12 protein-coding genes are annotated in these 13,675 nt (G+C 39.0%); 9 read left to right on the forward strand and 3 right to left on the reverse strand.

Features of this window, described 5'->3' with window-relative positions; genetic code table 11:
* The 5 genes from M901_RS04135 to M901_RS04150 form a co-directional block, all read left to right on the forward strand.
* The coding region (locus tag M901_RS04135) for a DUF4686 domain-containing protein (protein ID WP_021276939.1) at nucleotides 1–2,193 on the forward strand (2,193 nt) is incomplete at its 5' end.
* A gap of 72 nt (nucleotides 2,194–2,265) precedes the next feature.
* Nucleotides 2,266–2,415, forward strand: coding sequence for a hypothetical protein (locus M901_RS17400; RefSeq protein WP_021276933.1), 150 nt, complete (start codon nucleotides 2,266–2,268; stop codon nucleotides 2,413–2,415).
* 365 nt (nucleotides 2,416–2,780) lie between these two features.
* Nucleotides 2,781–3,674 (forward strand): OmpA family protein, encoded by an 894-nt coding sequence (locus M901_RS04140; RefSeq protein WP_198295338.1) that lies wholly within the window; start codon nucleotides 2,781–2,783, stop codon nucleotides 3,672–3,674.
* A complete protein-coding gene (locus M901_RS04145; protein ID WP_034720237.1) occupies nucleotides 3,662–4,639 on the forward strand; it encodes a hypothetical protein in 978 nt (325 codons plus the stop codon). Before M901_RS04140 ends, M901_RS04145 begins: the two co-directional genes overlap by 13 nt.
* Before the next feature lie 37 nt (nucleotides 4,640–4,676).
* Entirely contained in the window at nucleotides 4,677–5,141 is a 465-nt protein-coding gene (locus M901_RS04150) for a cyclic nucleotide-binding domain-containing protein (RefSeq protein ID WP_021276928.1), read from the forward strand.
* 90 nt (nucleotides 5,142–5,231) lie between these two features.
* Here M901_RS04150 and M901_RS04155 read toward each other — a convergent pair whose 3' ends face one another.
* Complete coding sequence (locus tag M901_RS04155; RefSeq protein ID WP_021276929.1) at nucleotides 5,232–6,314, reverse strand: serine protease; 1,083 nt, start codon at nucleotides 6,312–6,314, stop codon at nucleotides 5,232–5,234.
* An 86-nt stretch (nucleotides 6,315–6,400) separates the two neighbouring features.
* On the reverse strand, nucleotides 6,401–7,651 hold the full coding sequence (locus M901_RS04160; protein WP_021276930.1) for a CinA family nicotinamide mononucleotide deamidase-related protein: 1,251 nt from the start codon (nucleotides 7,649–7,651) through the stop codon (nucleotides 6,401–6,403).
* Nucleotides 7,652–7,819: 168 nt separating this feature from the next.
* Here M901_RS04160 and M901_RS04165 point away from each other — a divergent pair, with 168 nt between their 5' ends.
* The 4 genes from M901_RS04165 (at nucleotide 7,820) to M901_RS16235 (ending at nucleotide 12,322) form a co-directional block, all read left to right on the forward strand.
* Nucleotides 7,820–9,367: an NAD(P)/FAD-dependent oxidoreductase gene (locus M901_RS04165; protein WP_021276937.1), complete on the forward strand. Its 1,548-nt coding sequence runs from the start codon at nucleotides 7,820–7,822 to the stop codon at nucleotides 9,365–9,367.
* A 146-nt stretch (nucleotides 9,368–9,513) separates the two neighbouring features.
* On the forward strand, nucleotides 9,514–10,689 hold the full coding sequence (locus M901_RS04170; RefSeq protein WP_021276931.1) for a M20/M25/M40 family metallo-hydrolase: 1,176 nt from the start codon (nucleotides 9,514–9,516) through the stop codon (nucleotides 10,687–10,689).
* On the forward strand, nucleotides 10,683–11,525 hold the full coding sequence (locus M901_RS04175) for a GNAT family N-acetyltransferase (protein WP_053335816.1): 843 nt from the start codon (nucleotides 10,683–10,685) through the stop codon (nucleotides 11,523–11,525). Before M901_RS04170 ends, M901_RS04175 begins: the two co-directional genes overlap by 7 nt.
* Nucleotides 11,525–12,322, forward strand: a complete 798-nt coding sequence (locus M901_RS16235; RefSeq protein ID WP_021276932.1) for a 1-acyl-sn-glycerol-3-phosphate acyltransferase — start codon at nucleotides 11,525–11,527, stop codon at nucleotides 12,320–12,322. Before M901_RS04175 ends, M901_RS16235 begins: the two co-directional genes overlap by 1 nt.
* Here M901_RS16235 and M901_RS04185 read toward each other — a convergent pair.
* A partial coding sequence (locus M901_RS04185) for a YiiX/YebB-like N1pC/P60 family cysteine hydrolase (protein ID WP_021276934.1) occupies nucleotides 12,317–13,675 on the reverse strand: 1,359 nt, incomplete at its 5' end. The genes M901_RS16235 and M901_RS04185 overlap by 6 nt on opposite strands.

The raw sequence follows: 13,675 nt of genomic DNA on the forward strand, positions 1-13,675 counted from the left end.
ACACAATTTAGCGCTCTTGAGCTAGAAAAGCAGAAGGTCCAAGAGTTAAAAATGGAAGAGGATAAGAAGAAACGAGTTATTGCCAGTCTTAATTCAGATATTAAGCAGCAGAAAACTAAGCAAATTGAGTTGAAAAAAACTATCTCAAATTTTCAATCAGAAGTTAAAAAACTCAAAGATACCGTGGTTCAGAAAGAACAGTCCAATCAGCAGCTAGAAAAAGTTGTCTCTCAAAAATCTCAAGAGATCTCTAAACTTAATCTAAATATTGAAAATAAGAGGAAGGAAATTGAACAAGTTAATAAGGTTGTTTCTTCAAAAGTTAAAGAACTTCAAACTAAAGATCAAATTCTCAAAGAAAAGAGAAATGAAATTCAACAATTAACAAAATCTCTAAATCAAGGAAAGGTTGAAGTTGCAAAACTTTCTGAAGAAATTAAGCAGAAGAACCAGGTTATTAAGAAAGGTGAGAATCAAATTGTCGGTTTAAGAAAAGAAATTGGAAACCTACAAAGTAATGTTCAAAAAATTACGCAGGAAAGAAATGGTCTTAATGGAAAGGTTAAGTCATTAGAAAACAAGATTGTTGCAGAGGAAAAAATTAAAAATAATCTCAATGCTCAAGTTAATGAACTCAATGGAAAGGTTTCGTCACTTGAGGGAGATAAGACTCAGCTTAAGAAGAGTCTTAAAGTTGCAAAAACACAAAATACAAATCTTGAGACAAAAATTCAGAAAGAGCAACAGAATAACCAACAACTAAATAAGAAAGTAAGTGGACTCTCGCAATCTCTTAATCAAAAAGAACAAGAACTAAAAGGCCAAATTGCCCAGAATGGTCAATTGAGCGGTAAGATTAAGGGCCTACAAGGAAAAGTCGGTGAGCTTCAGGGAGAAAATGGTGGACTTAAAAATAAGCTAACTCAATCCCAGAACAAGAATAAGAGTTTATCTAATGAAGTTGGTCAATTAAAGGGAAAAGTGTCTGGTCTTCAAGGTAAGGTTGGGAAGCTGCAAGGTGAAAATGGTGGGCTTAAGAATAAACTATCACAGTCACAATCACAAAATAAGAATCTCTCTGATGAAGTGAATAAACTTGAAGGACAAGTTGTTAAGCTTGAAGGAAAAGTTGCTAAGCTTCAAGGTGAGAACGGTGGGCTTAAAAACAAATTGGCCCAATCTGAAAGTAAGAATAAAAGTCTTGCTAATGAAGTGGGTCAATTGGAAGGTAAAGTGGCCGGACTTCAAGGGAAAATTGGAAAGCTTCAAGGCGAAAATGGTGGCCTGAAAAATAAATTAGCACAGGCCCAAAGTGAAAATAAAGGACTGGCCAATGAAGTTGGTCAACTCAAAGGTAAGGTGGCCGGTCTTCAAGGAAAGATTGGAAAGCTTCAAGGTGAAAATGGTGGTCTAAAGAATAAGTTGGCGCAGTCAGAAGGAAAACTTAAAGGACTTCAGAATGAAAATGGTCAGCTCAAAGGTAAGGTTGCTGGTCTTCAAGGTAAAGTTGGAAAACTTCAAGGCGAGAATGGAGGTTTGAAAAAGTCTCTTGCTCAAGCTGAAGGTAAGTTAGAAGGACTTGGAAAAGAAAATGGGCAACTAAAAGGTAAGGTTGCTGGCCTACAAGGAGAAGTGGGAAAACTTCAAGGAGAAAATGGCGGTCTTAAAAAATCACTTGGCAAGGCCAAGGGTGAGTTGGCCGGTATGGCCAAAGAAAATGGTGGACTTAAGAAAGCTCTAGGTGAGGCCAAAGGAAAAATGGCAGGAATGGGTGAAGAGATCGGTGGTCTAAAGAAGGCCCTAGGTCAGGCCAAGGGAAAAATGGCCGGAATGGGGAAAGAAATCGGTGGACTTAAAGATGCTCTTGGAAAAGCCAAGGGTGAACTTGCCGGACTTGGTAAAGAAAATGGTGGACTAAAAGAAGCCCTTGGACAAGCAAAGGGTAAGCTTGCCGGAATGGGAAAAGAGATAGGAGGGCTAAAGAAGGCCCTAGGGCAGGCCAAAGGAAAACTTGCTGGAATGGGTAAGGAAATTGGTGGCCTTAAGGACGCTCTTGGAAAAGCAAGGGTGAACTTGCCGGACTTGGAAAAGAAAAGGTGGTTTAAAAGAAGCCTAGGGCAGGCCAAGGGAAAACTTGCTGGAATGGGTAAGGAAATTGGTGGTCTTAAGGACGCTCTTGGAAAGCAAGGGTGAACTTGCCGGACTTGGAAAAGAAAATGGTGGTTTAAAAGAAGCCTAGGGCAGGCCAAGGGAAAACTTGCTGGAATGGGTAAGGAAATTGGTGGTCTTAAGGACGCTCTTGGAAAGGCCAAGGGTGAACTTGCCGGACTTGGAAAAGAAAATGGTGGTCTCAAAGAAGCTCTTGGAAAGGCCAAGGGTGAACTTGCAGGACTGGAAAAGAAATCGGTGGTTTAAAAGAAGCCCTAGGAAAGGCCAGGGGAGAACTTGCTGGTCTTGGAAAAGAAAATGGTGGTCTTAAAGACGCACTCGCCAAGGCCCGTGGGAAAATCAATGGACTTACTGGTGAAAATAAGAATCTGAAAGCAAGTCTTGGAAATGCAAAGAAAGAGATTGCTGATCTACAAAATGGAAAGGGTGATCTTGGTAAGAAGCTTGGCGAAGCAGGAAGAAAGATTGCAAGTCTTGGCAATGATCTCAATGGACTTAAAGATGCTCTAGGTAAAGAGCGTGGGAAGAATTCAGATCTAAGCAAACTTATTAAGAAACTTGAAAATGAGAAAAATGGTCTCGGTAATAACTTGGCCAAACTTCAAAATGATATGAATAACTCTAAAGGTATAATTGCCGCTTGTCAGGAAGAGAAAGAAGGTCTTCTCGGTAATATTACTGATCTTAAGAGTGGACTTGGTAGCAAAACGAAGGAACTGGTTGCTTGTAAGGATAAGAATAGAAGAACTATTGCTAGTAAAAAAGACATGCTAGATCAGTTTAGAGATGTTGCGAAGAAAATTGAAAATCAGAAGAAGAATTTAAGAGCTAATATTGCAAAGAATCTAGCGAGAAAGTTTAGAGAAAATAAGATTGATGCCAAGGTTGATCCTAAAACTGGTAACGTAACTCTTCTTATGGATAAGAACCTCTTGTTTGAAACAAATAGTGCAAGATTAAGTAAGTTTGCCAAAGCTAAGCTTAAGCAGATCATTCCTGTCTATTCAGATGTTCTTTTCTCTGATGGACAGATTAAAGAGAAGATTGAAAGTTTTAACGTTGAAGGACACGCCTCTCCTAACTTCTTAAGTGGACCAGTTGACCCATTTAGTAGTAAGCCACAGGCCTATAACTACAACTTAAATCTTTCATCACGTAGGGCCCTAGCTATTACTAACTATATCTATGGTCATAAATTAAGATTTCCTCATAAGTATTATATGAGAAACGTGACAAAGAGTATTGGTTATGGATTTACAAGACCTGTTCTTCTGTCTCAAAGAATTGATGAAGAAGTAGAAGATATTATGAATCCTAAAGGTATCTTAGTAGCGGATAGGGCCCCAGCCTCAATCCCTGTGCCTTTAGCTAACCCAGACTTAAAATGTGGAAAGTATAGTTGTTCTCTTTCACAAAGAGTTGAGCTGAGCTTTACACTGAAGGATGATCCAAAAACGATAGAGAAAATACTGGATCTTCCAAAGGATGACTTATGGTTGAACTAATTTTAGGATTTTTCGGAAATTACCTAATTGAGTTTATGATGACTCTCTTAGGAAGTGCTCTTGTCTTCAGATACCTGGCCTATAGGCATAGTAAAGATGATGAGGCTTACTATTCAAGATTCACACGTGAGCTTGATTCTTGTATCGATAATGACAAGCAAAAGAATGTCAGAATCGATGACGTGGAAGGTTACCTTTCAAATATTTTGGGAAGGGTTAACGAGAAGCTCCCGAGTCAGACTTTAAGATTTGGTAAGAATAAGAATGTTGCAGATAGATCGACTCAAATTCAAGGGGGTCATCAAACGGAGCAACCTACAATTGTCGAAAATGGCGAACAAGATGAGAGAGATGCTAGAATTACGGCCATGTCTCTTGGTGATTATGTAGGTTCAAAGCATGGTTTAATTGCTTCGATACAAGGGGAGAGTTCTATCTTCAACTGTCAGGTACCACCTGATTTTACTGAACTTACTGACAGGGTGATGAACGATGATAAAAATTGGACTAAGCTTTTTGGTCATATTCCTATTGAAGGTGTTTCTAGGATGATTGATATTCTTCCAAACCTCTTTATTGTATTTGGGGTTTTCGGAACATTTATTGGTATTGCCATGGCACTACCTGAAATTGCGAATATTGACTTTAACAATCTTGAAGGTTCTTCGGAGACACTGACTCGTTTCGTTATTAACGTAGCCTTTGCCATGAAGACTTCAATTGCCGGGATTGCCTTCTCTTTAATCCTGACTTTTCTTAATACCTTTTTCCCTATTCAGGATATGAGGGAGAGAACATTTAAGAAAGTTGAAACGACATTACAGATTCTTTGGTATCACATCCAAAACGATGCTTCTAAAGATAAGGCAATTTTCCCTCTTATTCTTGAAACTCTTAAAGAGATTTCAACTAAGCTCGATCTTCCAAAAGAGCTGGAAGAGTTGAGTAAGAGAAAAGTCTCTTAGTTAGAGTTTTTGTGTTCATTAGAATAAGGGGAATGATATGAGTGTATTAGGAATTGTAAAAGGGTGCCCATTATTTCACGATCTTTATGACTCGGAGATTATGACAATTTGCGAGAAGTGTTCTGTGAAAACATTAGGGCCTGATGATTATATATTTAGAAAGGGCGATAGCGGAAATGAGATTTACTTAATTCTTTCAGGTAGTGCTATGGTCTGTAAGGGTGATATTGAGATTGCTAAATTGAGAAAAGGTGATCTCTTTGGCGAGATGGTTCTTTTAAAAGAAAATGTCCGTCATGCAGATGTTAAGAGTGATAATTATACAGATATTTTGGTGATGAATTACAATGATATCTTTGGTCTCTATCAAACAAATCCAAAGATATTTTCGCTACTTATTCTGAACCTTTCTAGGCTTCTTGCCACGAGACTAAAAGGCGCTGGGGCCTATATCGAGGAGCTTAAGATTAAAGAGGCCAGTTGGGATAAGAAAGTAGCATAAGTCATCTACGTTTCGACATGAAAGTCGATTCCCTTGCTTTTATACCTTCGCAGGAAGCCGCCTAATGATTAGGCGGCTTTTTCGTTATCTCTATTTCTTTATTGAGTTTTTAATAAGATCAGCTGCGCTTGCCGATTCACTTTTTAATGAATTGATTAAAGATGATAGCCTTTGATGATCTTGTGTTGTTGAATCCGCATAGGATACAGATAGCTTAAATCCCTTATCTAAGTAATACCTTAGATCACTATTGTCATATCCAGCATAACCAAGTCGACTTTTTATCTTTTCGATATACTCATTTGTATTAGTGTTAGAGTCAAGACAACCCTGTGACGCTTGTTTGTCTAGACAAGCAATATTTGAGCCAAAGCCCGCATATGAATAACGTAGAAGAGGAGCTGTGGCGAGACGTCCTTCATTAGAATCAACAAACTCTTTCATATCAACACGTGAATGGACAACTCCAACTAGTAACCCTGAAGAATCAATCATCCCACTTCCTGAGTTTCCACTGATAACATCACAATCACTTCCAAAGAAGCTGATTTCCTTATTTCTTGCATCACTTGTTGCAGAGAAGATATTCTCCATTGAGGCCTGACAAGTTTTCTTTTCAATTGTCCCAAGGTGTCTATCATACCAATGTGGTGACATTGTATAGGCCTTAAATGATGATCCATCTGTTAATCTATTTGGACCTAGTAAGATTGTTTCTCCTCTTGTGACTTCTCTTTTTAGAGAGATCACAGCGATATCGATATTTTGTGATCGAGAGAGAATTCTTAAAACTTTATCACATTGGGCCTGTTCGGAATCAAACTCATCAGTCTCTGGAAAGAGGGCCTTAATTTTCCCTTCGCAACTATCTCCAGCATTAAGCTCTAGCGGAATACAGTGCTCGTTTGTGATAATATACTTTCCCTTGTAAAGGGTTCCTGAACAAACACCGGCAGAATACTCATTACCGGCCGTTGTATTATATGTAAGCTTTGCTGCATAACCTGGACAATCACTCTTATCCTCACATTCAACCCTTTGAGAATTGTAGTAATTCATGATTTGTTGGTAATCACCTTTGATTTGGTTATCAACTGCCTGTGGTGCTTTATCCCCACATGAGTAGAATAGAGCAAGTGTCATTGCTGCGAGCAAGGTTTTTTGAAGCTTCATATTTCCCCCTAAATTAGGGGGACTATATGATAAATAGAAAGTATTTTAAAGTAAGGTGTAAATTTGTTTAACTCAAAGGGTGGACACTACATACTTTCAATTATTTGTAGTAGCTTAAAGAGTCCTTTCGTCATAAAACGCTCCTTAAGTTTGAGTCTATCTCCATGAAATTGGTAGAGTTTCGAGTCTGTTTTATTCTTTGTCGACCATCCAATCCCGACGGTTCCCACTGGCTTTTCTACGCTTCCACCACCAGGGCCTGCGATTCCAGTAAATGAAATAGCGATATCTGATTTCATTGATTGCCTCGCTCCTTCGGCCATTTCAAAAGCTGTTTGAGCACTGACGGCACCGTGATCTTTGAGGGTCTGCTCTTTGACGCCGAGTAAGCCTGTTTTGACTTCATTGGCGTAGCAGACAACACTTCCCAAAAACACTGAAGAAGAACCTGAGATGTCGGTCAAGTTCGATGCGGTGAGGCCTCCTGTACAGCTCTCTGCAAATGAAATCGTTAAATTCTTTTCTTTGGCCTTCTCAATAATATAGGCGGCGAGGGGAATTGTTCCAATTTGCCAAACACTCTTCCAAATTGGCGTTTTCTTGAGTATTTCAATAATCTGGATCTTCTTATTCTCTAGTTCAGAGTCCTTTGTCAGTCTCAAAGTGATATCCACATTCATAATTTGTGGAAGAGAGCTAACACTACCAAATTTCTCTAACTCTTCCCAAAGTCCTGGACAAATTTCGTGAAAGATTTTTTCTTCCGGTATCCCAAAAGTTCGTATATTGAAGATCTCGAGCTCTGAAGATTGAGTGGCAATCTTTTCACTTAGTAGAGGATATATTACCTCACTCGTCATATGTTGAAATTCTCTTGGCACCCCTGGGGCGCAGAAGATGAGTTTACCCTCTATTTCGGCCATGAGACCAGGTGCAAGACCCTGTGGGTTTTTTAGGGGAGTGACTCCGCTAGGGATGAGGTGATAGCCGTTATGTCCCTTACTCCACTCTTTTCCAAATCGTTTGTAATGTTCAGTGACGAGCTCAATCGCCGCTTGGTTTTCTTCTAGTTGTGAGCCAAGAAATTGCGCTAAGACGGCCTTAGTCTTATCGTCCTTAGTTGGGCCAAGTCCACCAGTGACTATAATAGCGTCATTCTTGGCCAAGGCATTTTTAAGGGTTTCTATGATTTGAGATTCCTCGTCTCCAATAATTTCAGAAGAGTTTAATTTGAATCCTGTTGGCAGCAGGAAGTCTGCTAGCCACTTAAGGTTGAGGTCTTGTATTTTTCCACTGAGGAGTTCATCTCCAATGATAATTTGAGCGATTTTCGCCATAGCTAATGCCTTATTTCTTACTTAATAATATCAATATTTTACTTGAATATTTTGTTGTGAAAAAGCAAAAATTTAGAACAAAATTTACGATTCGAGTGTTTTTATTTGTAATGTGTAATTAGGTAACAAGACTAGTAAAAACAAAGCTTTTCATGTAATTTGCCCTTTATGAGTAAAATTATCCAATTCCGTCTCGATTTTGATCAGGATATTGAGTTCTATCTCAATAAGAACCATCCTGGTTTTACTGATTACCGTATCCACTCTAAAGCACTTGATGCTAGAGGGGCCAATCGCGGGAAGAAACCCATTTATAATTATAAAGTAGAAATTATTTTTGCTGGTGAGATATTTCAAGCATGGCGTGAAGAGTTTAAGGAATTGGGACCTCTTGAGCAAAGACCAATTATCATTGGTGCTGGGCCGGCCGGGCTTTTCTGCGCCCTTCGCTTAGCTGAATATGGAATTCCTTCAATTGTAATTGAAAGGGGGGATCGTGCTCATAATAGAATGAAGCATATTGCAAGACATTGGCGTTATGGAGAGTTTGATACTGAGAATAATGTCTGCTTTGGAGAAGGTGGTGCCGGGCTCTTTTCTGATGGAAAGCTTATTACAAGAGTCAAGTCTCCTTATGTTCAATATGTCATGAATCGTTTTGTTGATTTTGGAGCACCTCCAGATACGGCATATACATCAAATCCTCACCTTGGATCGAATAAGATTAGAGGGCTAATTAATAAAATTACAGATCACTTAAGAGAGAAGGGTTGTGAGATTCTCTATAATTCTCGTGTCGATGAACTCTTGTTCAATGATGATAAAGTCGAGGGTGTTCTTCTAAGTGATGGAAAGAAGCTCTATTCAAATAATGTTGTATTGGCCACGGGTCACTCAGCAAAAGAAATCTATTACCACCTCAAAGATAAGAGTGTGGCCATGAAGGCAAAAGATTTTGCTGTTGGTGTTCGTGTGGAGCACCCACGTTCTTTGATTGACTTTATTCAATATGGTCAATTTTCCCAATGTGACTTAGGAGCGGCCCGCTACAAGCTAACTTATCATGACAAATCAACAGATAAAGGGACATATAGTTTCTGTATGTGTCCTGGTGGTTATGTTCTTTCAAGTGGAACAGATGCAGACGGTATTGTTGTAAATGGGATGAGTAACTACGCTCGTAATTCCCGTTGGTCTAATTCTGCCCTTGTTGTTTCTGTTCAGGCCGGAAAGGACTATCCTCTTGATGATGTCCTAGCAGGTCATGAATTTCAAAAGAGTATTGAGCAAAGAGCATATCAGGCCTCTTTGGAAAAAGCTTCGGGTAAGGAGATCCCTTCACAAACTCTAAACGACTTTCTTGAGGGAAAAGTTCAAACGGAACTTCCAAAGACCTCATGCCCATCAGGTATTTTTAAGTATGATCTGAGAAAAGTTCTTCCTGATTTTGTGGCCAATGGACTTCATGATGGTCTAGTCACATTTGATAAGAAAATGGAAGGCTTTATTTCAAAGGATGCTATTTTGATGGCACCAGAAACCAGAACGTCAGCTCCTGTTACTATAATGAGAAACCGTACTACTTTTGAGTCTGATTCCCATAAGGGGCTCTATCCTTGTGGTGAAGGGGCGGGATATGCTGGAGGGATCACTTCGGCCGCTGTTGATGGTGTAAAAGTCGCGATGTCGATTATTAGACGAGAAAAAGAAATTTAGTCTCCTGACAATTCCCTAACAAAACCCAAATCATACCTTGATTCTACATATCGAATTTCCTCCTCTAATTAGTATTAATTGAAATAGAGGGGGAATAAGAGATTAAGGACAATCTCTTATCTATTTTGATTATGGAGGATAATTGGTTGTACACGCACACAACAACTGAGTCCGGTGATTTGACCACGGAAGCACTGAATATTTTCTTTGCCATGGGTCAATACCAAACGCAGAGTCTTAACCGTGATGGTGTGACAGACTTGCAAATTTACTTAAAACGATTATTTGAAAATGAGGGGATGAATTGCCGCCTTATTGAAAGTCAGGATAAGAGATTTGCACCACTGCTCGTCGCAAGAAGAGAAGGACTTTCTAAAGAGAGTATTACTTTTATTGCTCATGCAGATATGGTTTCTCCCAATACCAATTTTACAATAGATAATTCTCTTCTCGTCGGTGCGGGCAGTGCCGACAATAGAATTTCTCTCGCTATGCTTGTGTTACTGGCCAGATTACTGAAAGGTGAAATGGCCAGTTTTTATTCCATCGAGTTTGTGATCTCTCCTAATGAGGAGATGGGATCTGTTGGACACCTCGAGCATTTTCAAAAATTAAAGAAGAAGACTCGTTATGTCTTTGGGATGGAACCATCACCGGGGGCAGGAAAAATCATTCACTCTCGTAATGGTAATCGTTGGTACAAAGTTTTTATCGAAGGAATCGCCTCCCATGCGGGGCGTTTGGATGACGCCTCCCTAAATGCTGCTCATGAACTCTTTAAAAAATATCAAAAATTGGAAGAGCTTGTGCGCGACAGATCAGGAGTGAGACTTAATATTGGAGCCTTGGAAACACCTTTTAAAAGTTTTAATACTGTCTGTGGAAGTGTGACGGCTAAAATTGACTTTCGCTTTAATTCACCTCTGGTTCGTGATGAACTCCACCAAAAGTTTATTCAAATTTTTGAATCCTCTCAAAGCTTTTGTCAAAAGACCAATGCTGGGACTCAGTGTCTCTATAGTATTGAGGATGATTGTCCTCCTATGAAGCAGAGTGAGATCGACATTACTTTAAAATTATTTCTCTCACGTGAAGTAGCAAGAAGTGATGGTGAAGCATTATCGCTTGTTCATACTGGTGGTGCTGCTGATATTAATTATTTTAGTAAGCACGATAATATTTGTCTCGATGGACTTGGCGCAATCGGAGGAAAACTCCATACGCGAGAAGAGTTTGTAGAGATTGCAAGTATTGCTCCAAGGATTCAGCTCTTAAAGAGCTTAATATCATATCTTCATAAGCAAAGGACGATTCTATGTTAGATGTTATTTCTAAATCATTACCTTTATTCAAAAATCCATGGACAGATTTAGGGGAAGGAATGGAAGTGCTTGCCACTTTTTTAAAGAGTTCTCCCTATGTGGAAATTGAGCAAGTGGCCGGTCGCTATAGTATAAAGACGGCCAATCGTTTAGATGAGTTTCATAAAATATTTAAATTTCGTCACGATATCTTCGTTGAAGAGTGCCATGCTTCAACTCCTTATGAGTCAATTGATCTTGATGAATTTGATGCTATCTGTGATCATATTATCATTCAGGAAACACATACGGGTGAGATTGTCGGTTATTATCGTGTTTTAAGTAGTGCTTTTACAAATCAGTATTACTCCGAAAACGAGTTTGATCTTGATTCTTTTAAAAAGCTTTCTGGTAATAAATTAGAGCTTGGTCGTGCTTGTATCCATCCTGAGCATAGAAATGGTCAAGTTCTTTCTCTCTTATGGAAGGGGATTGGGCAATATTGTCTTGATACAGAGACTCGCTATCTCTTTGGTTCCTCATCTGTTCATTCTAAATCAACTCAACTTGCGCATCAGATATATCATTACTTCGCTGAAAAAGGCGTGCTCTCTAAAGAGCTACGTGCCACACCAATAGGGGATTTCAAAATGAATGTTCACTTTGAAAGGCATCCTCATATCTATGATAGAGAATTTGCTATGAAATCTGTACCGGCCCTTCTTAAGAGTTATATAAGTGCAGGGGCCGTTATTGCCGGAGCACCTGCTCTTGATAGAGAGTTTTCTTGTCTCGACTTTATGACCATTCTCGATTTAGAGAGGTTAAGTCCTGGGTTTAAACGTAGGTATTTCTAATGTTCTTTGGGATTAATGTTGAAATTATTCGGGCATTTTGCAAACTTCTGCTCTTTGGAATCTTAGTTCTTAGTTACTTCATTTTGACCGCTCCACTCTTGTTGGTCTATAAGATTTTACCAGTTGTAACAAGGAAGCTTCTCTGTAGAATCCTTCAGATCTATTCAAAGGCCTGTTTGAAAATCTTCTCGATAGAAGTCGATTATAAGGTTTATCTTGAAAGATCTACTCATCATTTTATCGTTTGTAATCATCTCTCTTATTTGGATATCATGATTGTTGCGGCAAGATTTCCCACAATGTTTGTGACTTCTATGGAGATGAAGAAAACACCATTTCTTGGTCAAATCTGTACTTTGGGAGGATGTCTCTTTGTTGATCGTCGCTCACGTGAAAATAGGCATAAAGAGCTTCGTGAGTTAGAGGATGCTCTTAATTCAGGCCTTAATATCACGGTCTTTCCTGAGGCTACAAGTACTGACGGAAGTCGAGTTAAGCAATTTAAAATGGCCCTTTTTGATGCGGCCATTAGAACTCAGACTCCCATTCTTCCCCTTTGTCTCAACTATTGTCGTCTAGATTATTGTGAAATTAATAAGAATAATCGTGATAAGGTTTTTTGGTATGATGAGATGACTTTCTTTGCTCATTTTTGGTCAATGCTAAAGTGTCGAAGAATTCAGGTTAGATTGCACCAGGGGGAGACAATTCTTCCAAGCTATGATTGCAAGAAGTTGGATTTGGCCGATAGATCGCGTGAAATTGTCACTCAATTCTATCGACCAATCACCTTATAGATTAAAACTTGCTTTTAGGTATTCTTGAAATGCCGATTTATTTGGCATTGTCTCATGGTGATATGTCATCTTCCCTTTGGCCTGATGATCAAAGAACATAATGAGTTTCAATTGTCCTGATCCATTTTCACCAAGTCCTGTTCCTTGTCCGACTTGATCAGGCGAGATCGTGATATAGTCAAGATTTTCTGAAATTGGAAATGTTATATCATCAAATACTCTTAGGACGTACTTACTACATGTCACTTTCTTTTGATCTCTAATGCTATGATTGTAGTCATAGGCAAAGTCCACGTAGGTATTGGCCCTCTTTATATGCTCAATCACGGCATTCTTATCCCATTTCATCTTATTTGGTCTAAGGACGGCCATCCCATCTGTTCCAAGAAACTTATGCATTGGGTGTGCTCCAACTCCAGGTCTATCCGATTCAATAAACCATGGGATTTCTTCGAACTTCATTGTATTCTTATACTTCTTTGTCAGGTTTTTCTTATAGTCCTTATTATGTTGATACTTTAAGATATCCCTTTGGATAAGCGCAAACTCAGGTGCATTCCAGAGGCCCATTTCTTTAAAGTCTTTAATTGTCCCAAGGTAAATCGAGGCATGAACCCAGTACCCAGGAATGAGAACATCCGTATTGGCCTTCATATCTTTTTCCAGAATAATATCACCAGGTGCCATCCCACCATTCATTAGTTCTTGAATTTTGGCCTCTACATTCTTGAAGAGGTAATTCTTTCTAAAGTTTGTTCCTATTCTAAGTGCTGGAACATACTTTCTCTTTTTAAAAACTCTTCCTAGAATATCAACAGCAAATGATCCAATTCCATTTCCAAAAGCATCTAGGCCAGTGTCGCGCATGTCATCAATTTTAATATACTCATTTTCAGTTGTTCTCTCTAACTGAATCGCCATCTTAGTCACAAACTCTCTAATGGTTGAGTTATCAATCGGTCCTTCTTGAAGGTTTCTAAAAATTGCGTAATCTTCAGGAAGCTGTCTTAAAAAGTTATCTTGTAAGTTTGTTCTGAGCTCCTTGCTATCATTGTCTCCCAAAATAGAGTCTCTAAGAAGAAGGAGGTCATAGAGTTGAAAATCTCTATTGATCTGTGCAATTTCTTCCTTTTGTCCCTTATGGAGGTAGGGAAGTTTATTATCTTGAATTGCCTGTATTTTTTGGTCCTTTCTTTCAATATATTCTTGAATAAGGTTCTTTCTATTTGTCGTAATTAGCCATCTGAATTCTTCTGGACAGGCGCCAAAGTTTTGCATACAGAGGCGATTGTAGAAGTTTTCAAATTGCCAGTCAGATCGCTTTTGCGCAACATCGATATGCTCTAGGGCCTT

Source organism: Bacteriovorax sp. DB6_IX (genome assembly GCF_000447775.1).
Taxonomy (GTDB): domain Bacteria; phylum Bdellovibrionota; class Bacteriovoracia; order Bacteriovoracales; family Bacteriovoracaceae; genus Halobacteriovorax_A.

Coding starts and splice junctions, on each gene's coding strand:
- M901_RS17400 (WP_021276933.1), top strand. CDS start 2,266: ATGGGTAAGGAAATTGGTGGTCTTAAGGACGCTCTTGGAAAGGCCAAG.
- M901_RS04160 (WP_021276930.1), bottom strand. CDS start 7,651: ATGGCGAAAATCGCTCAAATTATCATTGGAGATGAACTCCTCAGTGGA.
- M901_RS04145 (WP_034720237.1), top strand. CDS start 3,662: ATGGTTGAACTAATTTTAGGATTTTTCGGAAATTACCTAATTGAGTTT.
- M901_RS04150 (WP_021276928.1), top strand. CDS start 4,677: ATGAGTGTATTAGGAATTGTAAAAGGGTGCCCATTATTTCACGATCTT.
- M901_RS16235 (WP_021276932.1), top strand. CDS start 11,525: ATGTTCTTTGGGATTAATGTTGAAATTATTCGGGCATTTTGCAAACTT.
- M901_RS04155 (WP_021276929.1), bottom strand. CDS start 6,314: ATGAAGCTTCAAAAAACCTTGCTCGCAGCAATGACACTTGCTCTATTC.
- M901_RS04140 (WP_198295338.1), top strand. CDS start 2,781: ATGAATAACTCTAAAGGTATAATTGCCGCTTGTCAGGAAGAGAAAGAA.
- M901_RS04165 (WP_021276937.1), top strand. CDS start 7,820: ATGAGTAAAATTATCCAATTCCGTCTCGATTTTGATCAGGATATTGAG.
- M901_RS04175 (WP_053335816.1), top strand. CDS start 10,683: ATGTTAGATGTTATTTCTAAATCATTACCTTTATTCAAAAATCCATGG.